Here is a 21,606-nt window from a genome sequence, read left to right as displayed (position 1 = left end):
CGTATTGAGGTTATCTTCGGCGTGTTGTGCTAAAAAGCAAAATTAGAGAATAAAAGACAAAAGACCAGTAGCCAATGGAAGAAAGACAGGAGCCACTCAGAAGTTAAACCATTTTTAATAAACGAGTTGATACACAACATTACTCGAGGCTATACTTGGATATGTACTTAACTTCCTTACATTTAGATAATGCTATGCCATCCCGGATAAACTAATGTTAAGAAGTATGAAAAAGAAGGTGATTCTACTGCTACTTGTGCTAACCGGTGTTATTCCCATTGCCTGCTGCCCCGACCCGGTTGAGGGCCCGTATAATTTTAATCTGTATCAACTCACACTTCTAAAGGAGAGCTTCCTGCAACGTTCTTATCCAGGTGCGACTGAAAACCTACTCCAGGAGGGAGATGCTTATGCAGAAGACACGCTTATACTTTCCATGAATTTTGAATACTTGCTGGCCCAGCATAGCGCAAGCTTTTCTTTGCAGCCAGCAGCGTTAGCTTTGAGTTGTGGGGATGACCTTGTTTTGAAAGAGCTAAAGGACAAGGTGGAAAGTATAACCGTTACAAGCAACAAGCCTTTTCGGGGTGTACCTGCCGGGCAGCCGCTAAACAGCTTTATCAATGCATTTGAGAGGTCTGATGATAAGTTTAACAAGCCCATTACCTTAAATCAGCTGATTTCGCGCATCAACTCCATAAACGGCCATGAGTTCATGGGCAGCAACGAGCTAAGCACCCTTGCCATTTCGGGTAAACCCGCCGACGCGCAGGAACGCACGTTCACCGTGCATATAACCTACAAAAGCAACAAGGAAGACACGGTTGAAACCTACCCTATCACCTGGTAAATAAAAAACGCCTGCCCCCTTTCCGGAGCAGGCGTTCTGTTGAAGCGTTTTATACTTAGGCCTCCTGGTGCAACCAGGATTTTTTAGCCAGCAGCTCGTCTTCTGTTTCGCGGTAGTCCGGGTCGTCTACGCAGCAATCCACGGGGCAAACGGCAGCGCACTGTGGCTCTTCGTGAAAGCCCATGCACTCGGTGCACTTGTCGGAAACGATATAATAGAACTCGTCAGAAATAGGCTGCTGTGGGGCATCGCCCGGAATCACTTCGCCATCTTCAATTTCCACCTCTTTCAAGGCAGTACCACCGCCCCAGGTCCAATCCATACCGCCTTCGTATATTGCAGTGTTCGGGCACTCTGGCTCACAAGCTCCGCAGTTTATACATTCATCGGTTATCATTATAGCCATAGTCGTATCTCCTGTATATTTTTTATACTTTTGTAATCATGTTTCTATCAATGAACAAAATTAGAAACAATCAGTATCCCTATCAAATAAATTTTTACCACGCACCGCACTGCCATGACACTTGAGAACAGGATCGAAGCCTTCGTAAAACTCGGACAGCAACTGCAACAACTTACCCCTGAACAACGCCAGGAGTGGGCTTTTGTAGCCGGCTCGGGCAATAACTGGTTCACAGAGGAGAACGTGTCTTTTGCGATTGACGGCCTCATCCTGCTGCTCGATGAGCAGTACCTCCGTGAATGGCTTTACCCGTACCACCTCAAACAGGTTACACCAAAGAAGGTTGGCGTGGTGATGGCGGGCAATATTCCGATGGTGGGTTTTCATGATTTCCTGTCGGTGCTGATGAGTGGGCACTACCTGCTGGCCAAGCTAAGTTCCTCCGACGAGGCGCTGATCAAGCGCCTGGCCAACATGCTGATCTCCATTGAGCCGGCCTTTGCCAACCACATCGAGTACGTACACCTGCTGAAAGAGGCCGATGCCATCATCGCCACCGGCTCCGACAACACGGCCCGCTACTTTGAATACTACTTTGCCAGCCGCCCACACATCATCCGGAAAAACCGTACCAGCCTGGGTGTACTGACCGGCCATGAAGAGGCCGACGACCTGAAAGCGCTCGGAGAGGATTTCTTCCGCTATTACGGCCTGGGCTGCCGCAACGTGTCTAAAGTATATGTACCGGAAGGCTACACGTTTGATAAGTTTTTCGAGGCAAACGAAGTTCGCTCCAACATACTGGACCACCACAAGTACCAGAACAACTACGACTACAACAAATCCATACTGCTGGTAAACCAGGTGCCCCACTTCGACAACGGCTTTATGCTGGTGCAGCAGAGTCAAAACCTGGTATCCCCTATCTCAGTGCTGTTCTACGACACCTTCAGCTCGCTAACTGACCTGCGCCAGAAGCTAGCCTCGGTGAAGGATAAGACACAGGTGGTGGTGTCGGCGCACGGTTGGCTGGAAGGAAGCATTCCGTTTGGCGAGGCACAGCGCCCTATGGTGTGGGACTATGCGGATGGGGTAGATACGATGGCCTTTCTGCAGCAGTTGTAGATTTTTTCAATACAGCAAGCGCTATAAAGCAGAAGCGCCAGATGTACTTATACAACTGGCGCTTCTGCTTTTAGCAGTTACATCCCCAACGCCTGCTATTCACAAACTTGGGATGCTATTGTGATTAAATCCGGTCCAGCACTTTCAGGATCAGGTCGTCAATCACCTGCTCGGCATTTTCAGCGAATTTATGGTTCACGCGGTCGGCTACGATGGCGTTCAGCGACAGTACTTCGTGCCCCAGGATGCGGCCCATGCTATAGTAACCGGCTGTCTCCATCTCAAAGTTGGTAAGCATGTACTCGTTGTGGCGGAAGCTGTTGTAGGTCTTCAGCAGGTTGGGGTTACGCAGGCCACCGCGCAGCGTGCGTCCCTGCGGTGCATAAAAGCCCGGGCAGGTCAGGGTATTGCCCGGAAGCATGTCGTGCGCTATTTTCTGGATCAGCTTCTGGGAACCCGTTACGCAATATGGCCGGAAACCAAGGCCCAGTTCCCGCTGCAGGGCCGTGGCTATACTTGTCTCCTCCTCCGATTGTGCCAGCGGATAAAACTCCATCAGCGAATCCAGGCCTATACTTGTGTGTGACGCCAAATGGCTGCCCAGGGGCACCGAGTTCTGCAGCGAACCGGAGGTACCAATGCGCACGAGGTTCAACGTAATTTTATCCTCATTCTCCTCGCGGCTCTGGAAATCGATGTTCACCAGGGCGTCCAGCTCGTTCATCAGAATGTCGATATTATCGGTGCCCATCCCCGTGGAGATCACTGTCAGGCGCTTGCCTCTGTAGTAACCCGTGTGCGTCACAAACTCACGCTTGGCCACCTGCACATCCATCTCATCAAAATGCCGGCTTACTTTCGCCACACGCTCGGGGTCGCCCACTGTGATGATGGTATCGGAAATATGCTCGGGCAGCAGGTTGAGGTGGTACACCGTGCCATTGGGGTTGATGATCAGTTCTGATTCAGCTATAGCCATGGGTAGTAGTTTTATTTTGTGTTGATGCGGATAACAATATCCTGATTTATACTTGTAAGCAGCCACAGGGTTAGCTCAGGTGCGGCGGCAAAGCAGGCAAAAGTAGGAAGCCTACACGTAGGATGACACTTCTTCGTATGTTTTCTTCCTGCCCTGCTAGATTAGCGGCAAAGCAAGTATGGATAACAGCTTAAATTCGCGCCGATCAAACGGAACAGGAATAAGTATAACTAGGGTGAAATAGCTGTGATATTTCTGCTATTTTTATGCTGTATGAGAGTTACTACAGCATGAGGGTAATCTGGATAGTTTTACTGATGGTAAGTATAATGTCGCAGGCACAGGGCCAGGAGCGCAAGCATGCCCGGGCGTATGGCCTTAAAATTGGCGTGCTGCCCACGGGCCAGCTAAACGCGATAACTGACGTGCTAGGTGTGCAGGTAGGCCATACTACGCTTATCCAGGGCAATACAGTGCGTACGGGTGTTACGGCCATCCTGCCGCACTCCGGTAATGTATTCCAGCAGAAGGTGCCGGCTGCTGTGTATGTGGGCAATGGTTTCGGCAAGTTGGCAGGCACCACGCAGGTTCAGGAACTGGGCAACCTGGAATCGCCCATCATACTTACCAACACGCTAAGTGTGGGCACAGGCCTGAATGCGGTGGTGGATTATACTTTAGCGCAGCCGGGCAACGAAGAGGTGCGGTCGGTGAATGCGGTGGTGGGCGAAACGAACGATGGCTACCTGAACGACATCAGGGGCAGGCACGTAACCGAGGCTCACGTGAAGGAGGCGATAGCACAGGCAAAAAGTGGCGCTGTGGCTGAGGGCAATGTAGGCGCTGGCACCGGCACCGTTTGCTTCGGCTTTAAGGGCGGTATCGGCACCTCGTCGCGCAAACTGCCGGCAAACCTGGGCGGCTACACAGTGGGTGTGCTGGTGCAGACAAACTTTGGGGGTGTGCTGCAGGTAGCTGGTGTGCCGATTGGCGAAGAACTGAACCAGTACTACCTGAACCAGCAGATCAAAGACAGCGCCGACGGCTCCTGTATGATTGTGGTAGCCACCGATGCCCCCGTGGATGCGCGCAACCTGGAGCGGATGGCTAAGCGTGCGATGTTGGGCCTCGCTAAAACCGGTGGCATCGCCTCTAATGGCAGCGGTGACTATGTCATCGCTTTCTCCTCAAATCCCAGTGTACGCATTCCCTATACTTCCTCCAAAAAAACACAGACAGCCACTTTCCTGCGCAACGATGAGATGTCGCCGCTGTTTATGGCAGTGATCGAGGCAACGGAAGAAGCGATTATTAACTCCCTTTTTAAAGCAGAAACCATGGAGGGGCAAAACCAGCACGTGGTGGAGGCGCTTCCGATTGATAAAGTTGTCAAAATCCTAAAGAAACACCATGCCCTCAACCGCTAAGCTCCACGCCTACATCCACGGCCAAATACAACCGCTCGAAAGCGCTTTTCTTCACGTCAGCGACCTGTCCATACAGCGGGGCTACGGCATCTTCGACTACTTTAAGGTACAGCAGGGCAGACCTGTTTTCTTAGCTGATTACCTTAGTCGGTTTTACAAATCCGCACAACTGATGGAGCTACGCGTTCCACTAAGTATAAACGAACTTGAAGACGTGCTGCAGGAACTGATTGTGGTGAACAACCTGCCGCTATCAGGCGTGAAGATGATCCTCACAGGTGGCTATTCTGCCAATGGTTACGATCCTGGCGAGCCTAACCTGATCATTTTGCAGCAGCCTCTTACACTGCCCACACAGGAAATGATTAACCAGGGCATCAAGATTATCACGCATGAGTTTGTGCGAGAAATACCAAGGGCTAAAACCATCAACTACTCCACCGGCATTCGGCTGATCAAGCAGATTCAGGCGGCCGGCGCGGCGGACGTGCTGTACCATCAAAATGGCGTGGTGACAGAGTTTCCGCGCTGTAACTTCTTTATTGTCACCATGGATGATGTGGTTGTAACGCCTGCAGAAGATGTGCTGCTGGGCGTGACGAGGAAGAATGTACTGGAAATAGCCCGCCACAAGTATAAAACAGAGGAACGCGCCGTCACGCTGGAGGACATCGCACAGGCAAAAGAGGCTTTCCTGACCAGCACCACCAAACGCATTCTGCCCATCGTGCAGGTAGATGACCAGGCGGTAAGCGATGGCAAACCCGGGACTGTTACAAGAGAACTGTTACAGGAATTGATAGCGCTTGAGAACAAACTCGCGCTGCAAGTATAAACGGGAACAAAAAAGGAAAGCGTGGCCTTTGGGGGCACACGCTTTCCTAAGCTTTAGAGAATACTTATACTTGTACGTCAGATTGCTTTTTGCGGTTGAATCCTTTTAGCGGATTGTAGCCGTTCATTTCCTTTTGATAATAGCCGGTCCCGTCGTACGGACGCTTCTCCGGATGCTCCTTGCATTCCGTAGAGCAGGCGCCGTCTAGTTCCCACCCGCAATTCTCGCAGATAGGCACGTGCAGGTTGCACACCGGGTTGGCACAGTTTACCATGCGGTCGCTCTTGGTGCCGCACACGTGGCACTCTGATACCACCGTTGGGTTCACCTTGTTCACATCCACGGCTACACGGTTGTCAAATACATAGCACTTGCCCTCAAAGTCCTCACCGCCGGCCTCCATGCCATACTTGATGATGCCGCCGTGCAACTGGTACACATTCTCGAAGCCCTGCTCCAGCAAAAAGGCACTGGCTTTCTCACACTTGATACCGCCGGTGCAATAGGTCAGGATTTTCTTGTCCTTATACTTCTCTTTCAGTTCGCCCACCTTCTCCGGAAACTCGCGGAAGTTCTCGATATCCAGCGTCACGGCATTTTTAAAGCGACCCACGCTGTGCTCGTAATCTGAGCGCACATCAAGCACCACCACGTCTTCGCGGTCTTTCATGGTCTTGAACTCCAGCGGGGAAAGGTGTGTGCCGGTGCGTTGATTCGGATCGATGTGCAGCATGCCAGAATGCACAATCTCAGACTTGGTACGCACATGCAGCTTCGCGAACGCATGCTTGTCTGAGTAATCTACTTTGAAGTCGGTTTTGGCAAAACGAGAGTCAGCCTTCATAAACTCCATGTACTTCTCGCAGTCCTCTTTCAGACCAGAGATAGTGCCGTTCAAGCCTTCTTTCGACACGATAATGCGGCCAAGCAGGTTAAGCTCCAGGCAAAGAAGGTGGTGTTGCTCCCGAAACGCCTCCGGGTCCTCGATTGGCGAATAGCAATAGTACAGGAGTATGCTGTGTGTGTTGTTCATAACTGCTAAGTTTCAGCTTAGTGTTTGATTTTGATTGTTCTATTGTTGAATTGCTAAATTGTTGATGGCTAATTTGCTTGAGTAAAGTTTACCACCACAATTAAATAATTTAGCCAATTACAAATTGGTACTACAAAAGTATAGACTTCCGCCAAACTGTAAAATGACTTTCATCATCCCTTAACAGCATAGGCAAGTATAAAAGTTTACTTGATGGGCGCAGCCGGATTACCGAAAACTGTTGCTTTAGCAGCCACATCGGCCACCACCACAGAACCAGCGCCTACACGGGCGTTTTTACCGATCTTTACACCGGAAACCACCACGGCACCCGAACCAATGAAGGCTCCCTCCTCTATCACCACATCCGCGTTGATAATGGCACCTGCTCCGATCTCCACAAAATTGCCCACTTCCGCTTTTGTGTCCACCAAAGCTCTGGAATTGATGATGCAGTTATCGCCGATTTTCGCGTTGTTGTTAATGATGGCTCCCGCTCCGACCATAATGCCGTGGCCCATCCAGGCATTTTCGGACACGGCGCTAAACTTATGGATGGCGTTTACCGGCACCACCTCGTGCTCAGTCTTCAGCATTTTGATCAGGCCTTTGCGGGCAGCCGTATCTTCCACAGCCACAAACACATCGCACTTCTTCCCGATCAGCTTTAGGAATTCGCCATCCTCGGTGTTGCTCATTACCGCCACATTGTTCACTTCCTCCTGCTGCAGTTTCTGGTTATCATCCAGAAAGCAGTACACGATTACATTGTTACTGTTAAAGATATCTAACGCAGTGGTACCTAACTTATCGGCACCAAGTATGATGACAGGATTTTGCATAACTTCAGTTTAAATAAGGCGCAAAGGTACGAAGAAGTGCGGGAGTTTAAAAGCAGGCTACCGCAGACGCAGCCAGTACAGCAGGCGCTGGGCATACACATTCTGCAGCAGCAGGTATACCAGAAAGGGCAGAAACACAAGCCGGTAGCGGCTCAGCGTGCCGAAGTTAGGCGTCGCCAGCCCCACTACGCCCGCCATTACCAGCACAAACACCAACAGCACCACCTGCAGCAGTGTGATGTCTAAATGGGCACCCTTCCGGAACGCCGCTGCCAGGGCAAGTAACGTAAGGCCGAGCAACAGCAGGTTCTCCAAGCTGCTCAGAACAAAGAGAATATCCCACGATTCGCCTAGGAACGGGCGGTAAACTGCGCTTAATGCCGCCTCTGGATAGTGCAGCAGCAGGCTCTTTATACTTGGCTCGAAGCCCTCCAGCAGCACGTGCGGCCGGTGCTGGGCACGCGGCAGAATTCCGGTGTAGCTTTCATAAATAAACTGTGGCACGTAATCTACCAGCAGCTTCTCCCGGAACACAAGAGCTGTTAAGACCAAGGCACCTGCCACCACTGCCCCATAACAAATAACCTGCGCCCGTAACGTCTGTAAAGAGGTAAACCGCACCTGCAGCCGCTGTACCAGAACATATACCAGCAGGAGCGGCAGCAGCAGGGCAGCATAGAACATTTTAATTTTAAGCAGGATGTAGAGTTGCAGGGGCAGCAGCAGTAGCTGCCAGCGCCTAAACCTAAACCCATGCGCCAGCGAAACAGCCGCACCCGTCAGCCAGCACATACTGCCATACATTACTGGGTCTTTCATCAGGCCTACGCTCCAGTACAGCACCGTCGGGAAGAAAAGGAAAGCCACGGCGCCGGCTGCTCTATACTTTGGAAACAGCCGCGCCAGCACCGCCACCAGGTAGGCACTGCCCCAGAAGCCATAGATGGTCAGGTACAGGTTGTTGAGGAGATAACTGCCGCCGGTAAGCAGGTTGAGCACGCTTACCACTTTTATAAAGTAAAAGGAATTGGAGTAGTCCGGGTATTGCGTAAAGGGTAAGGCGTTTCTTAGCGCTTCATTTTCAAATGAATTGAAGAAGAGCAACCTCATATAGGCAAGCGGCTCCTGCTGTGCGTACTCCCACAATTTTATACCTGCCAGGTGATAGGTATGGCGGTCCCCTCTCAGTATACCAGCGTAGTAGAGATAGGTAAGCGCCACAACGAGCAGCAGTTTGAGCCCCAGCGCCGGCACGAAGTATGGCCGCAGCTCCTGTGCCCACGGCTGCCGCCACATCCTCCACACCAGTGTGCCTAGCACGAGCAGGTTCAGCAGATAAACCAGCAGCATACTCACGCGGCAGAGCTGTTTTGCTTCATTATTTTGTTGCCGACGGCGCAGTGCATGCAGTTCACTGGCTGGCAGTAGCGCTTGTACAGGCTTAGGGCTGCCTGGTTATCGGCAGCTGATTTGGCGTGCCAGCGAAGCGCCTCATAAAGGCGTGTGTACTTGTTACTGCTTTCCCGCAGCTGCTCCAGCAAGCTAACAGCCCGCTCTAAATAGGTATTCTCGCCACTGAAATTGGCGCAGGCGGCCAATAGCGGCACGGCAATATTGATGATGAGATTCTGTGCGCTGCTTTTGCCCATGCGTGTAGCAGGAGCTTTGTTCTCCCTGCCAAACAGGTAATGCCGCTGCCAGTAAGCCGACACCGGCGCCTGGAAAAGCTGCTCATATTTTTTGACGGTGTCCGCTTCGAGCAAGCGGGAGAAGAGCGCCTGCTGTTGGTGCAGCAACGCCGCTAGTTGGGCCAGTCTTACGGTCGGGAAGTTGGCGGGGCGCATCCGCAGGAAATTCCACTGGTGCCGTTGCAGGGCTAGTGGCTGCAGGTTATACTTGTGGCTCAGGAACGTGTACTCCCGCTGCAACTGCTGCGCGTACGCATCTGCGGCATCCGCTAAAAAGCCTGCCTGCCCCAGCAGAAGGGCCTCCAGTTGCAGCAGATTCTGCTGGTGCCTGCGCACCACGGGTAGCGGCAGGGCTTTAGCCAATTGTTCGAATGGCGCTTGGTTAATCTTAAAGCCAAAGCTCCGTAAAAGCGCCTCGTAAGTTGCCTGCTCCCAATCGTTGCCGTAGCTGCGGTAGCTTTGCAGCACCTGCTCCCCTTTTTCCTCCAGCCGCTCCACCAGTGCCCGCTCCAGCATTAGCTTCTTTGTGATCTCCGGCACCTCGGGCCAGAAAGCGGCACACGGAATAGGATTCTTCGCCTGCTGCAGCATCTCGTACGTCTGCAGGAGACGCAGGTCCACGCGCTGCTGCAGTTCCAGCACCGGCACCAGTGTGCCATCTGTGCGCGTTACCGGCACGTCTGCCTCCCACACCACGTGCAGCACCACCTGGTCGTACTTCTGGTCGTGCTGGTGCTGGTGGCGGTGCCAATCCGAAGCGTTCAGGTGCACCTCCACGCTGCCCGACCACTCCACCTCCCCCACCCGAAGTAAGGCCTCCCTGAAATCCGGCCCGGCATCGGTGTTGTAGAACCCCACACGCAGCACCTGCAGCGCCTGGCCATCTGTGGTGGCCAGGTCCGCTTTAGCAAAGTACTGATGCTGCCAGATATAGTGCAGGAAGTCCTCTTTCACATTTCAAAAGTATGGCTGATGGGCTTGCTTAAGGCGCTATCGTTTAGTTGGTGCCGTCGTGGTATTTAATTTGCATGCCGTGCAGAAAATTGCGCAGCACCTGGTCCTTGCAATCGCGGTACTGGGACTGGCTTGGGTTGCGGAAGAACGCACTCAGCTCGTGCCTGCCCAGGCGGAAATTTGCCAGTTCCAAAATATGCAGAATATCCTCGTCTTTCAGATCGAGGGCGATCTTCAGTTTCCGGAAGATGATGTTGTTGTTCAGGCGCTTCTCCGGCTCCGGCTGCGGCCCCTCTTTCTTGCCGCGCCTGTCGTTGATGAGCCCGTTCAGGAAAACAGCCAGGTGCTCGTCGTCCAGTTCCTTCACTTCCGGGTCTTCGTCTTTCTTGAGCCAATCGCTGACCTGCGCCCGCGTTACCTCACGGCCCGCCAAGCCAAACAACTCTATCATTTTAGAATCGCTGAAGTCAAAAGTGTACCGGATGCGGCGTAGTATATCGTTATTGTTCATGGTTTAAAGGATTTTAACGGTACTTGACTTTGCGGTGGCGTAGCTACCGTAAAGATGTGGTTATGCTTAATTAGTTTATGTAAATATTGCTATGGGTACTACCTGAATTACTGGAGCTTCTACTTCTCTTTTGAAATCCGCATTTTTCAATCCGTGCTGGTCAAGATTTTGGAACCCAGAAAACATTTGACTTAACAACACATCATTTACTTTACTTAGACTTGTCTTTCTTAGAAGATTGATAGAGCCGCCAGATTCTTGATTGATTACCTTTATCACTTTCCCTAGAATTGTAAACTCACCATCTGCAATGTCGCTTAGTGAGGGGTCATTTAGATAATCTCTATCAATTGTTAATACTGTGCTGAAGGCTTCTTCCCCCAAATGTTCACCTACTAGATCTAGACTGCCTTCCGTTTTGAGTTGATTAACCAAACCTTCAAACTGCTCAAGCATTTTTCTGTTGTTCTGCTGCTCTTGTTTTTGAGGTTTACCTTGTGGTTTATCATCAAAACTCAAAGCCATTCTAAATATTGAAAAGTAACTTTCTAAGTTATCAATAATGGGATTTTTCCTTAATATCGCTTTGAATTCGACAAACTCACCTGAAGAACTTTGCATGAAATTCTCTTTTCTTATTATTCCCGTTTCAGTTAATGATGCTCTCATTTTCGCAAACAAAGAATTAGGCGTGTGTACTTTTTGAAATTCTAATTCTCGGGAATTGCCTTGTACCCTTTTATTAGCATTATCACCACCGATAGAGACTCCTAAAAAAGCAAAAACATTATTTAAACCTACTTCGCCTTTTATGCGATTTTCCTTTGAGTTTTCTGCTGTATCGGAAGACTTTATAGTTTGTATAGATGAAAACCCATCTTCAGCAATTGCAATTATATCAAAGACAAACTTCTGATTAAGATAGAAAGGGATTGGATATTTATTCATAAGTCTATTTTGCATAACTAGAGTATAAACGGAGTATTCCGTTTAGCCACCTAATATAAGCAGCTAAACGAAACCGGACTAACTAATATACTATATATCAAAAGCTTATAAATCTTTAGAAAATCGAACGTTACCTCACCAGCAACTCCTCCAGCAACGCCTCCATCTCCCGTTGCACTTCCAGCGCTGCCGCGCGGGCCTTTTCTGCGAAGTCTTTGCCTGAGGAGGCGTAGATGATGGCGCGGGTGGAGTTTACCAGCAACCCGCATTGTTGGTTCATGCCTAACCGGGAGATTTCTGCCAGGCTGCCGCCTTGTGCGCCTACGCCGGGCACCAGCAGGAAATGATTCGGAATTAGCTGGCGTACGCGCTGCACATAGTCTGCCCGGGTGGCTCCTACCACATACATCATCTGGTCGGCGGTGGCCCAGTCGGAGCTGGTTCTGAGAACCTGCTCAAACAGGTATTCTTCGTGGCCGTCGTGCAGGCGCAGCATCTGGAAATCCTGGCTGCCGGCGTTGGAGGTAAGGGCCAGCAGTATCACCCATTTCCCCTCCTGCTTCAGGAACGGTTTCACGGAATCGGCTCCCATGTAAGGGGCAACTGTGATGGAGTCAAAAGCCATCTGCTGGAAAAAGGCGCGGGCGTAGAGCTCCGAGGTGTTGCCGATATCACCGCGCTTGGCATCGGCAATGGTGAAAATATCAGGCGGAATTACCTCCAGTGTTTTCTGCAGGCTTACCCAGCCCTGTGGCCCCTGTGCCTCATAAAAAGCGATGTTGGGCTTGTATGCCACACACAGATCGGCAGTGGCCTCTACAATCTGGCGGTTAAACTCGAAAACGGGATCTTCGGTGTCCATCAGGTGCTCCGGCAGTTTCAGCGGATCCGTGTCGAGGCCGACGCACAGGTAAGATTTCTTTTTCAGGATTTGCTCAAAAAGCTGCGCTCTTGTCATGGGTGTGCCGGCTGTATGGTTTGTACAAAAGTATAAATTTGAAGCCAAGGGAGAAACTTAAATCCGCCTTTCCGTACTTGCAACCTTTTGCCCGGCAGCGGGGTCGTATAGATAAACAGGATACTATGAAAGCAGCATACTTTATACTTGTAGGAATATGCATGGCACTCTTTGCTTCTTCGTGCAGCAAAGAGGAGGCTGCTGTCGCGGATGAGTGGCTCAACGATTCCGAGGCTCTTTATGAATTAAACAGCGACAAAATAACCATTGAGGAGGGAATTGCCGGAACACTTACTTTAATCGAAGGCAATTGTATGCCTATGGTCCCCGCCAGTACCACATGCAAAGAGTATCCCGTAAAACGAACAATCAGGATTTATTCCTACACCACGCTGCAGGAGGCAAAAACACAGGAGCCGACTTATTTCAATCCGCAGGGCTCGCCTATACTTTCCGTGGAAGCAGACGAAGAAGGATTTTACCAGGCAAAACTGGCACCGGGTAAGTACTCTGTTTTCATCGTAGAAGAAGGAAAGCTGTATGCCAACGGTTTTGATGGGCAGGGCGGCATTAATCCAGTTCAGGTGCAGCAGAGCCAGGTGAGCCGTATGAATCTCATTCTAAATTATGCTGCTTATTAGTGCTTAAATTTCTCTGAACGAACCTATATTTCATCAACTCACTTAAAGGCATACTCTTAAAGTATAAACTCATGATACGCATCCTGTCACTCTTCGCCTTATTCCTGCTCTGCGGCTTTAGCTGCTCCAACGATAATGAGGAGGTAAAGCCACGAAACGAATATCCGGCAATGGTTTCTAAAGTAGACGTACCTGAAACGGCGGTGGTCGGAGAGCCCGTGACCGCCACGGTATACTTTGTAGTGAACAACAGCTGTGGGCAGTTCGGTGAGTTTGCGGTAAGTATGGATCAACTGGTTTACACTATCAAGGTATACCCTGTTTATGTGGGCGAGGCCTGCGCCATGTACCTGCCCACCCGCGAGGTTTCCTACCGCTTCACGCCTGAAAAGCCCGGCACCTATACCTTAAAATTCTGGGCTGGGGAAGACAAGTTTATCACCAAAACCATTGTTGTATCTGGTGCAGGCGCTTAAAACGCGCTTCACACCCCAACCTAAAACAGAAAAGGCTGCCCCAACCGGAGCAGCCTTTTCTGTTTTAGGTATTTTTATACCTGATTATCTTAAATCAACCACCGTTACGCCTTTATACTTGGCCTTGTTAAAGGAGAAAGCATCCGAGGCAAGGGTTGGGTTGGGTTGGAAGTTGCTGATAGTATAAGTATAGCGGTTGCCGTTGCTACGGAACATCTGCCAGCTCTTCAAGGTCTTGTCTTTCTGGCTGATGTAGAGACGCACCTTGTAAATCGGGTTTTTACGGTCTTCCGGCGCCAACTCAATTACATCATACTTCACGCCATCCTTCGTCTCCGGGCCAACATAGCTATACTTGTAGCCCTTCTTGTACATGTCGAAAATGCGGCTCGGCGCCATGGCCTCTGCCTCAGGATCAGATTCGGTAATCGTCACTTCGTTGGCATCCTTCAGGTACGTGTACATGGTCTTGCCATCGCTGATAATCTCCTGGCCACTCACGCCCAAACGGTACTTGTCGCCGCTAACCGTAACGCTGCCCTTCATAGTTTCCTTTACATTGGCCGAAGTATTTTCCAGCGTCTGAGCGAAGTCGGCCTTGAAAGCCTTCATCGACTTATACTTCTGGCTCATGGCATTCAGTACTTTTGTTGCCTGAGGGTCCTGTTGTGCACTTGCCACCGAAGCGAATAAAAGCACAACCAGCAATAGAGAGAATAACTTTTTCATATCGTTTTTAGGTACCTGTTATAGTTCTACCCAAGGGTATTCAATAACTGTTCCAAACTGTATTCGTCCGGAATTAAAACTTCGCGCGCCTTGCTGCCCTCAAAGGCGCCCACCACACCGGCAGACTCCAACTGGTCGATCAGGCGGCCGGCGCGGTTGTAGCCCAACTTCAGGCGGCGCTGCAGCAGCGAGGTACTGCCCTGCTGGTGCTGCACAATAATGCGGGCTGCCTCCTCAAACAACGGATCGCGGTTGCTTGGATCGAAGTCGGCTTTCTCGTTGCCGCTTTCGTCGCCCACAAACTCAGGCAGCAGGTAGGCATCACTGTAACCCTGCTGGTTGCCGATATGCTCACAGATGCGGTCTACTTCCGGCGTATCCACAAACGCACACTGGATACGAATCATGTCTGAGCCAATGGAGAAGAGCATATCCCCCTGGCCAATCAACTGGTCGGCACCACCGGCATCCAGAATCGTGCGGGAGTCAATCTTTGAAGTTACTTTAAAGGAGATACGCGCCGGGAAGTTGGCCTTGATAATACCCGTGATCACGTTCACAGAAGGACGCTGCGTAGCCACCACCAGGTGAATTCCAATGGCACGTGCCAGCTGTGCCAAACGCGCAATCGGCGTTTCCACTTCTTTGCCGGCGGTCATCATCAAGTCAGCCAACTCGTCAATTACCAGCACGATGAAGGGCATAAAGCGGTGGCCCTTTTTCGGGTTCAGCTTGCGCTCCACAAACTTGCGGTTATACTCCTTCAGGTTACGGCAACCGGCATCCTTCAGCAAATCGTAGCGCATGTCCATCTCCATACACAGCGAGTTGAGCGTGTTCACCACTTTCTTCGTGTCGGTGATGATGGCCTCGTCTGTATCCGGCAGCTTGGCCAGGAAGTGGCGCTCAATCTTGTTGAACAGTGACAATTCCACCTTCTTCGGATCGACAAGCACAAACTTAAGCTGCGATGGGTGGCGCTTGTACAGCAGCGAAGTAAGTATAGCATTTAATCCAACGGACTTACCCTGTCCCGTGGCACCCGCCATGAGCAAGTGCGGCATTTTGGCCAGGTCCGTGATGAACACTTCGTTGGTGATGGTCTTACCGAAAGCGATCGGCAGGTCCATATCGCTCTTCATGAACTTCTCGGTAGAAAGGATTGACTTAATGGAAACCATCTCTTTCTTGGTGTTCGGCACCTCAATACCGATCGTTCCTTTGCCCGGAATCGGAGCGATGATACGAATACCGAGCGCTGCCAGGCTAAGCGCGATATCGTCCTCCAGGTTCTTGATCTTGGATATACGCACCCCGGCGTCCGGCACAATTTCGTACAGCGTAACGGTTGGGCCGATGGTGGCTTTGATGCTGGCAATACTGATGTTGTAGTGGCCCAGCGTATCCACAATCTTATTCTTGTTTGCCTCCAGTTCCTCTTTGGTTACCTGTATTTTGCTGGCGCCGTAGTCGGTCAGCAAGTCGAGGGTAGGGTATTTGTAGCTGGCCAGGTCAAGTGTGGGGTCGTAGTTCTCCATTGCGCCGGAGCCACTCTCCTCTTCCTCTACCGCCTCTACCTCCAGTTCCATTTCTGGTTCTTCCTCGTAGTACTCCTCTTCCAGTTCCAGGTCTTCCGGCAGCTCTATATCTAATTCCAGGGCAGGTGCAGCAGGCTTCACAGGCGCAACAGGAGTTTCTTCCTTTGCGGCAAGCGTACTGAGTTCCATCTCCAGGGCACGGTTTATCTCCTCGTCCTCCTCCTCATCAAACAGCTCATCTTCGTATTCTTCCTCCTCATACTCCAGAGAAGCAGTTGGGTCAGCATTGTGGTTTACACTGTTTGCCCGGCCACCCAGCACGTCGCCCAGGTTATCGGCGTAGTTTTTATCGGCACCGGCACCCTCCATAGCCAGAGTGGCTGGCGCAGCAGATGATCCCCAGCTTATACTTGTCACGTTGAAGTAGCTTACTACAAAAACCAGCAGCAAAAAGCCCAACAGCAACCAGGAGCCCCAGCCAATCAGGCTGTTAAGCCAGATGGCCGTTTCGATCCCGATGGAGCCGCCCAGAAAGCCATACTTGTCGATGGCCTGTGAGGCAAACACCGCGTAGCCCAGGGCCAGGCTTAACCACAGCATACAGAAGCTGCACAGCCCCAGCACATAACTCAACGACACGTTTACGCGCTTAAAAACGATTTTAGCCCCTGTAAAGAAGAAAACCGGGATACAGAAAAAGGCGCCAATGCCCACCAGGTCGTTTATAAAGATGTGCGACAGCCAGGCTCCAAAAAGCCCTAGCCAGTTCTCCGCCTCTTTGCCCGACTCTTTCAGCCCGGTTCCGCTCACGGTCTCCACCACACTCTGATCGGCATGGCCGGTGAACAGGTACGATACGAAGGCGATGGTCAGGAAAAGGGATAACAGCAGAAACGTGAACCCAATCGATAATCTGAAGCGGCGGTCCTTGAAAAAGGCGGGTGTCAGGTTCAGTTTGGGCGTGGGAATACGGAAAGACCATTTTTTCTTCGCCTTTTTCGGCTTCTCCCCCTTGGGCACGTTGGTCATGCGTGGCTCGTTCTTACTACGCGCCTCGTTTCTCCGCCCTGCCTGCACTGTGTCGTTTCTGTAAGTGTTCTTAGCCATACTATCTGCTACTTTAGAATCTCAAATTTACACTTTTTAGTGGCATTGCCTTGCCCAAAGTGTCTTAATCTGGCTTATCTGGAAAGTAATTTTTTATTGATCTGGCTGATCAGAGATGGCCCTTCATAGATAAAGCCTGTATAAAGCTGCACCAGGTCGGCACCGGCATGGATTTTCTCTACGCCGTCCGCTCCCGTCATAATGCCGCCTACGCCGATCAGGCGAATTTCCGGCGGCAGAAACGTGCGCAGGTGGCGGATGATCTGCGTGGAGTGTATGGTCAGTGGTTTCCCGCTCAGGCCACCCATGCCAATTTCCTGCACCCGCGCTTCCGGTGTCAGCAGGCCCTTACGGCTGACGGTGGTGTTGGTGCCGATGATGCCGCTCAGCCTGGCCTCCGTGGCGATCTCGATGATGTCGTTGAGCTGCTCGAGGTTCAGGTCGGGGGCTATTTTGAGCAGCAGCGGCTTTGGCTTACGCATTTTCTGGTTCTGCTCCTGCAGCGCTACCAGCAGCCGCTGCAACGGCTCCTTGTCCTGCAGGGCTCGGAGGTCAGGCGTGTTAGGCGAACTGACATTCACCACAAAATAGTCCACCACATCAAACAGCGCCTTAAAGCAGTACATGTAGTCGCTAAGGGCCTCCTCGTTTGGCGTTACTTTGTTTTTACCGATGTTGCCGCCCACAATCACATTGCTTTTGCGCTTCTCCAAGCGCCTCACAGCCGCATCCACTCCCTCGTTGTTGAAGCCCATGCGGTTGATGATGGCCTGGTCCTGTGGCAAGCGGAACAGGCGCGGCCTGTCGTTGCCTGACTGTGGCTTCGGAGTCAATGTTCCGATCTCGACAAAGCCAAACCCCAACTCTGCCAATTCATCCACCAGTTTGGCGTCTTTATCGAAGCCCGCGGCCAGGCCAACCGGGTTCGGAAACTTCAGCCCAAACAGTTCCCGCTCCAGCCGTGCATTCTCCACCTTGAACATTTTTTGGCTGATGTTACGGGCCAGCGGCAGCTTCATGGAAGCACGCAGGGCATCGGTGGTGAGGTAATGGACTTTCTCGGGATCGAGTTGGAAGAGCAGCGGGCGCAGCAGGCTTTTATACACGGCGTTGGCGGTTAGTTATACTTGCCTGCAAAGATAAGATGCCGGGGTTAGGATAGAAGGTGATGAAGGATAAAGTTTTGCTCAGAACAACTTTATCTTGATACAACGACCTCACTCATAGATTATTCGACGAAGGTTATCTTAAAGAATCCCCTCGCCCCTTGGGGAGAGGGTTAGGGAGAGGGGACCTGAGAAGCTGTAGCATTTATACTTAAAAGTACTTTTCTTATGCTGATCCTCTTGGATTACTTACCTGGCGCAAGCGTCCGCTTGTGCCTTTAGCTGCCTTTGCTTACTGCAGTTTATACTTCCATAGCCGCTGCTCCTTGTAACTTCATTCAAGCTATCTTATCTAGCCGCTGTTCATCCTCCAGCTCCCAAACACCAAACGCTTCGCTTTATACTTTGGAGCGCTCACGGCCGCGAGGCCTCGTCCTCGGGCATCGCGCTGCGCAATTGAAGCTGCTCCTCGCTCCGCTGCGGGCTGCCCTAGCGGGCACCGCATCAATTACAAGGCGCTCAACCCAACGACTGGAATCGGTTCAGGTAGCTACTGCTTACGCTCCCTTCCATTATAGAACTTGTAGGGACAGGTCGCGACCTGTCCGCGCCATACCGTCAGCTATTAAACTCATACTTGAGAAACAGCAGTTTCAGAAATTCCCCTCCTAGGAGGGGCTAGGGGTGGCAAATTCCATTGAAGGCAATTAATCGTACACTAAGCCTGCTACCAACCTATACTTACTCCACTCTGATTTTATACTTTGTCAACAAGCCGGGGATACCGTGCAGCGAGAACCTGGCTTTGGTGAGGCTGTTGATCTCCGGATCGATGTTGAAATTGTAAGCGGTGAGAAAGTTGGCTTCTTTCAATTCTGTCCGGCTGAAAACAGCGCCCTCCAGGTTCGTGTTGTCGAACATCGCTCCGGCGAGGTTAGCGTTTGAGAAGTCCACGTTTTTCAGGGAAGTATGGCTGAACTTCGTTTTCGGCATTTTCTTCTTCATAAAAGAAGCATAGTCCAGAATGCAGCCCTCAAACTGAACGGAAAACAGGAAATCCTCGCACTCATGGAAGTTGATTCCTGTCAGTTTACAGTCTTCAAAAATTGCATCCCGCAGCGAAGTACCGTTCAGCTTCATCATGGCGAGGTTGCAACCAATAAACTGGCAATCCACAAAACGGTTATGCGAGAAATTGCTGTTCGAGAAGTCACACTGCCTGAAGGTACAGCCTTCAAACTCCCGGCCCTTTACCTCCTTTCCCGAATAGCTGATCTTTTCGAACGTCTTCCCCTCGTGCAGGAGTGCCTCCATAATTTTTATACTTTACTCCTTTTTATACTTTAATTAACCTCCATTCTACCGTGCTTATGCCTTCTGGCTGACTATACTTTGCCAGGCCGAGTATAGGGAGTTTATACTTAGCCCCTGCGTCTCTCCAGCAAAATCATCATCATCAAACTAAGTATGGCGCGCTCCTCCTCGCCCTCCTCAAACTCGCCGATCTTGGTAACGGTAAAGCGGCGCCCAAAGAGGGAAGGCTTCTTCTCCAGCCTTGCCACCGCATCGCCATTGGGGCGGGTAATCAGGTAAGACGGGTTGAACAGGTAGCCGGTGAAAAACCCAAGTATAGGAATCTCCCCCAATATACCGTCAGCTACTTTTATCCATCCATTTTCTTCCTGAATGAGCAGGTCCTGGTTCTTGTGCGCGTCGTAAATTTCATAGCGGGCTTTCCACAGCGACGCCCACCCTTTTCGGGCTACGCTGCCCACTTCCCTGCCCGAGGAGTCGGTAAAGGCATAGGCCGCTGAGAAGTCCAGCCACTTGTTTGCCCGGATGCTGTACAGTTCCTCCGACTTGGATTCATCGCTGTACACGTTCACTTCCTCAATAAATTTGAAAAGCTTCTGCCGCACAAAACTGATCGTGTCGCCGCTGGCATCCTGTATGACAAAGTCGTTGGAAAAGGTGGAAATTTTAAAGGTAAAGGTGAGCGGGAACTGAATGTTTTGCATGTAGCGCGTGTATGTCAAAAAGTGTGAGTTGCTGTTGTCCTGTTGTACTGCTTGAGTCCGGTAACAGTAGGAAAGGCAACCTATACAGGTTGCCTTTCCTACTGTTAAATAGCTGGATCTGCTGGCGTATTTGGATTATTTATACGTTCCTGATCCGGATAGGGGTAAAAATTCCTGTTTCGCTCCGGCATGGGGTCCAGGGGGCCTGGTCGGTTGAACCTGCGGTTGTCTTCCCACCGCTGCCCGGATAGGTAGAGCTCTGCAGACCGCTGCTTGTATACCTCCAACAACAGTGCTTCGACCGTAACCGGCCCACTGTAAGCTGGCAAAGCAGCATTTACGCTAAAAATATCCCCGGATGCCTGAGTTCTCACCTCGTTTATTAAACCAAGCGCTTCTGTTAAAGAACCATTACTACGTAAAATGGCCTCTGCCTTCACTAATTTAATTTCGTCTGGTAAGTAAACAGGTATGCTTGACGTCTGGGTATTGAAGAACCCCTTCAATGTTTTTACAGGGTCTCCGTTCACAACGGCATTTGGCTCAGAGAAGTAAAAGTTATAGCGTTCATCCCCTGCCTCAAACAATTCTGCCGGCAGGCCAAACTTATCGCGTGGGCTGTAATAAGCCAGCACAAAAATGGTATTATAGATAGGGTTTACGCTTAAGGTACTATACACATATTCAGACCTTACGGACAGATCAACCAGGTTTGCATTTGTGATGGCTGCGGCATAGTTACCTGCATATAAATTATACCTGGCGTTCATGGCGTACAGGGAGTTCTTTAAGTTAAAGGCCGGGCCTGACACCAGCGCAGTAAACTCGGGAGAAACTGGATTTGCATCGAGTAAGGCTATTCCCTGTTCCAAGTGAGAGATAGCCTCCGCCAGTACTGCTGCTCTAGGCTTGAAGGTTACGTTTCCGGTAGCGCTTGTTTCGGTATTTGCCTGTTCAAAAGAAGAGGCCAACGTACCTAACGCCACCGCCTTAAAAAAGTGAGCTTGCGCCAGAACACCACTAAGGGTGCCTCCCGTTAAAGTAGGAATGTTAGGTGCGTTTTCCAGAATCTGCTCGCTCATGCTCATTGTGCGCTGCATCCTGGACCACAGGTTTAGGATGTTGCCATTAAATGTAGGCAAGGCAGCACCTCCAGCTTCTAATTCCAGGATGTTGGTGAACGTAGCCACGCCTTTTAGTTCTCTGCCAGTAACGGCGGTGTACAGATAAGCAGCCTCTAACCCTGAGGTAGAATAAAACTGCCTTACCCCTACACTCAGGGCAATAATACCGTCTCTGGATGAAAGCACTTCCTTGTCGCTGGCGGCATTGGGATTAGTGATATCCAGTTCGCAACCACTGGTAAGCAGCAGCCCGGCCGAGAGGACACCCACCTTAAATAAAGAACTTATATTTTTCATACGATTAGTCGTTT

The 21,606-nt window shown here is 50.8% G+C and carries 21 protein-coding genes; 6 read left to right on the top strand and 15 right to left on the bottom strand.

Annotation, left to right across the window (positions count from 1 at the left end; all coding sequences use genetic code 11):
- Window positions 1–226: 226 nt before the first annotated feature.
- Window positions 227–850 (top strand): hypothetical protein, encoded by a 624-nt coding sequence (locus A0W33_RS12960; RefSeq protein ID WP_068838573.1) that lies wholly within the window; start codon window positions 227–229, stop codon window positions 848–850.
- 55 nt (window positions 851–905) lie between these two features.
- Here A0W33_RS12960 and A0W33_RS12955 read toward each other — a convergent pair whose 3' ends face one another.
- Window positions 906–1,256, bottom strand: a complete 351-nt coding sequence (locus tag A0W33_RS12955; protein ID WP_068838571.1) for a 4Fe-4S dicluster domain-containing protein — start codon at window positions 1,254–1,256, stop codon at window positions 906–908.
- 114 nt (window positions 1,257–1,370) lie between these two features.
- Here A0W33_RS12955 and A0W33_RS12950 point away from each other — a divergent pair, with 114 nt between their 5' ends.
- A complete protein-coding gene (locus A0W33_RS12950; RefSeq protein WP_068838569.1) occupies window positions 1,371–2,381 on the top strand; it encodes an acyl-CoA reductase in 1,011 nt (336 codons plus the stop codon).
- A 124-nt stretch (window positions 2,382–2,505) separates the two neighbouring features.
- Here A0W33_RS12950 and A0W33_RS12945 read toward each other — a convergent pair whose 3' ends face one another.
- A complete protein-coding gene (locus A0W33_RS12945; protein ID WP_068838567.1) occupies window positions 2,506–3,360 on the bottom strand; it encodes a nucleoside phosphorylase in 855 nt (284 codons plus the stop codon).
- A 290-nt stretch (window positions 3,361–3,650) separates the two neighbouring features.
- On the opposite strand from A0W33_RS12945, the gene A0W33_RS12940 reads away from it, so the two are divergent.
- Together A0W33_RS12940 and A0W33_RS12935 are read left to right on the top strand one after the other, a co-directional pair.
- Entirely contained in the window at window positions 3,651–4,787 is a 1,137-nt protein-coding gene (locus A0W33_RS12940; protein WP_068840117.1) for a DmpA family aminopeptidase, read from the top strand.
- Window positions 4,771–5,622 carry an aminotransferase class IV gene (locus A0W33_RS12935; protein ID WP_068838565.1) on the top strand — a complete coding sequence of 284 codons (852 nt, stop codon included), beginning with the start codon at window positions 4,771–4,773 and terminating at the stop codon, window positions 5,620–5,622. Before A0W33_RS12940 ends, A0W33_RS12935 begins: the two co-directional genes overlap by 17 nt.
- A 64-nt stretch (window positions 5,623–5,686) precedes the next feature.
- Here A0W33_RS12935 and trhO read toward each other — a convergent pair whose 3' ends face one another.
- The 7 genes from trhO to pyrF all read right to left on the bottom strand — a co-directional run bounded on the left by trhO (window position 5,687) and on the right by pyrF (window position 12,556).
- Window positions 5,687–6,655 carry an oxygen-dependent tRNA uridine(34) hydroxylase TrhO gene (gene trhO, locus A0W33_RS12930; RefSeq protein ID WP_068838564.1) on the bottom strand — a complete coding sequence of 323 codons (969 nt, stop codon included), beginning with the start codon at window positions 6,653–6,655 and terminating at the stop codon, window positions 5,687–5,689.
- Between the two features lie 206 nt (window positions 6,656–6,861).
- Complete coding sequence (locus tag A0W33_RS12925) at window positions 6,862–7,497, bottom strand: NeuD/PglB/VioB family sugar acetyltransferase (protein ID WP_068838562.1); 636 nt, start codon at window positions 7,495–7,497, stop codon at window positions 6,862–6,864.
- 57 nt (window positions 7,498–7,554) lie between these two features.
- Window positions 7,555–8,847, bottom strand: a complete 1,293-nt coding sequence (locus A0W33_RS12920) for a hypothetical protein (protein ID WP_068838560.1) — start codon at window positions 8,845–8,847, stop codon at window positions 7,555–7,557.
- 2 nt (window positions 8,848–8,849) lie between these two features.
- Window positions 8,850–10,139, bottom strand: a complete 1,290-nt coding sequence (locus tag A0W33_RS12915) for a DUF2851 family protein (protein ID WP_068838558.1) — start codon at window positions 10,137–10,139, stop codon at window positions 8,850–8,852.
- A 43-nt stretch (window positions 10,140–10,182) separates the two neighbouring features.
- A complete protein-coding gene (locus tag A0W33_RS12910; protein ID WP_068838556.1) occupies window positions 10,183–10,650 on the bottom strand; it encodes a YehS family protein in 468 nt (155 codons plus the stop codon).
- Window positions 10,651–10,725: 75 nt separating this feature from the next.
- Window positions 10,726–11,613: a DUF6414 family protein gene (locus A0W33_RS12905; protein ID WP_068838554.1), complete on the bottom strand. Its 888-nt coding sequence runs from the start codon at window positions 11,611–11,613 to the stop codon at window positions 10,726–10,728.
- A 115-nt stretch (window positions 11,614–11,728) separates the two neighbouring features.
- On the bottom strand, window positions 11,729–12,556 hold the full coding sequence (pyrF, locus tag A0W33_RS12900) for an orotidine-5'-phosphate decarboxylase (protein ID WP_068838552.1): 828 nt from the start codon (window positions 12,554–12,556) through the stop codon (window positions 11,729–11,731).
- 125 nt (window positions 12,557–12,681) lie between these two features.
- On the opposite strand from pyrF, the gene A0W33_RS12895 reads away from it, so the two are divergent.
- Together A0W33_RS12895 and A0W33_RS12890 are read left to right on the top strand one after the other, a co-directional pair.
- The gene (locus tag A0W33_RS12895) at window positions 12,682–13,197 is read left to right on the top strand and encodes a hypothetical protein (RefSeq protein WP_082815229.1); all 516 of its coding nucleotides are present in this window, start codon (window positions 12,682–12,684) and stop codon (window positions 13,195–13,197) included.
- Window positions 13,198–13,268: 71 nt separating this feature from the next.
- Window positions 13,269–13,673 (top strand): hypothetical protein, encoded by a 405-nt coding sequence (locus tag A0W33_RS12890; protein WP_068838550.1) that lies wholly within the window; start codon window positions 13,269–13,271, stop codon window positions 13,671–13,673.
- Between the two features lie 84 nt (window positions 13,674–13,757).
- Here A0W33_RS12890 and A0W33_RS12885 read toward each other — a convergent pair whose 3' ends face one another.
- From A0W33_RS12885 to A0W33_RS12860, 6 genes are all read right to left on the bottom strand, one after another.
- A complete protein-coding gene (locus A0W33_RS12885; protein WP_068838549.1) occupies window positions 13,758–14,402 on the bottom strand; it encodes a LolA family protein in 645 nt (214 codons plus the stop codon).
- A gap of 26 nt (window positions 14,403–14,428) precedes the next feature.
- On the bottom strand, window positions 14,429–17,047 hold the full coding sequence (locus A0W33_RS12880) for an FtsK/SpoIIIE family DNA translocase (protein ID WP_068838547.1): 2,619 nt from the start codon (window positions 17,045–17,047) through the stop codon (window positions 14,429–14,431).
- 74 nt (window positions 17,048–17,121) lie between these two features.
- Complete coding sequence (locus A0W33_RS12875; RefSeq protein WP_068838545.1) at window positions 17,122–18,153, bottom strand: quinone-dependent dihydroorotate dehydrogenase; 1,032 nt, start codon at window positions 18,151–18,153, stop codon at window positions 17,122–17,124.
- A gap of 741 nt (window positions 18,154–18,894) precedes the next feature.
- A complete protein-coding gene (locus tag A0W33_RS12870) occupies window positions 18,895–19,467 on the bottom strand; it encodes a pentapeptide repeat-containing protein (protein ID WP_068838543.1) in 573 nt (190 codons plus the stop codon).
- 107 nt (window positions 19,468–19,574) lie between these two features.
- On the bottom strand, window positions 19,575–20,171 hold the full coding sequence (locus tag A0W33_RS12865) for an LURP-one-related/scramblase family protein (protein ID WP_068838542.1): 597 nt from the start codon (window positions 20,169–20,171) through the stop codon (window positions 19,575–19,577).
- Between the two features lie 104 nt (window positions 20,172–20,275).
- The gene (locus tag A0W33_RS12860) at window positions 20,276–21,592 is read right to left on the bottom strand and encodes a RagB/SusD family nutrient uptake outer membrane protein (RefSeq protein WP_068838540.1); all 1,317 of its coding nucleotides are present in this window, start codon (window positions 21,590–21,592) and stop codon (window positions 20,276–20,278) included.
- Window positions 21,593–21,606: the final 14 nt, after the last annotated feature.

The sequence above is a fragment of the Pontibacter akesuensis genome (genome assembly GCF_001611675.1).
Lineage (GTDB): Bacteria > Bacteroidota > Bacteroidia > Cytophagales > Hymenobacteraceae > Pontibacter > Pontibacter akesuensis.
Note: the sequence above shows the minus strand (reverse complement) of the source record. Positions and strands in the feature narration are given on the sequence as shown.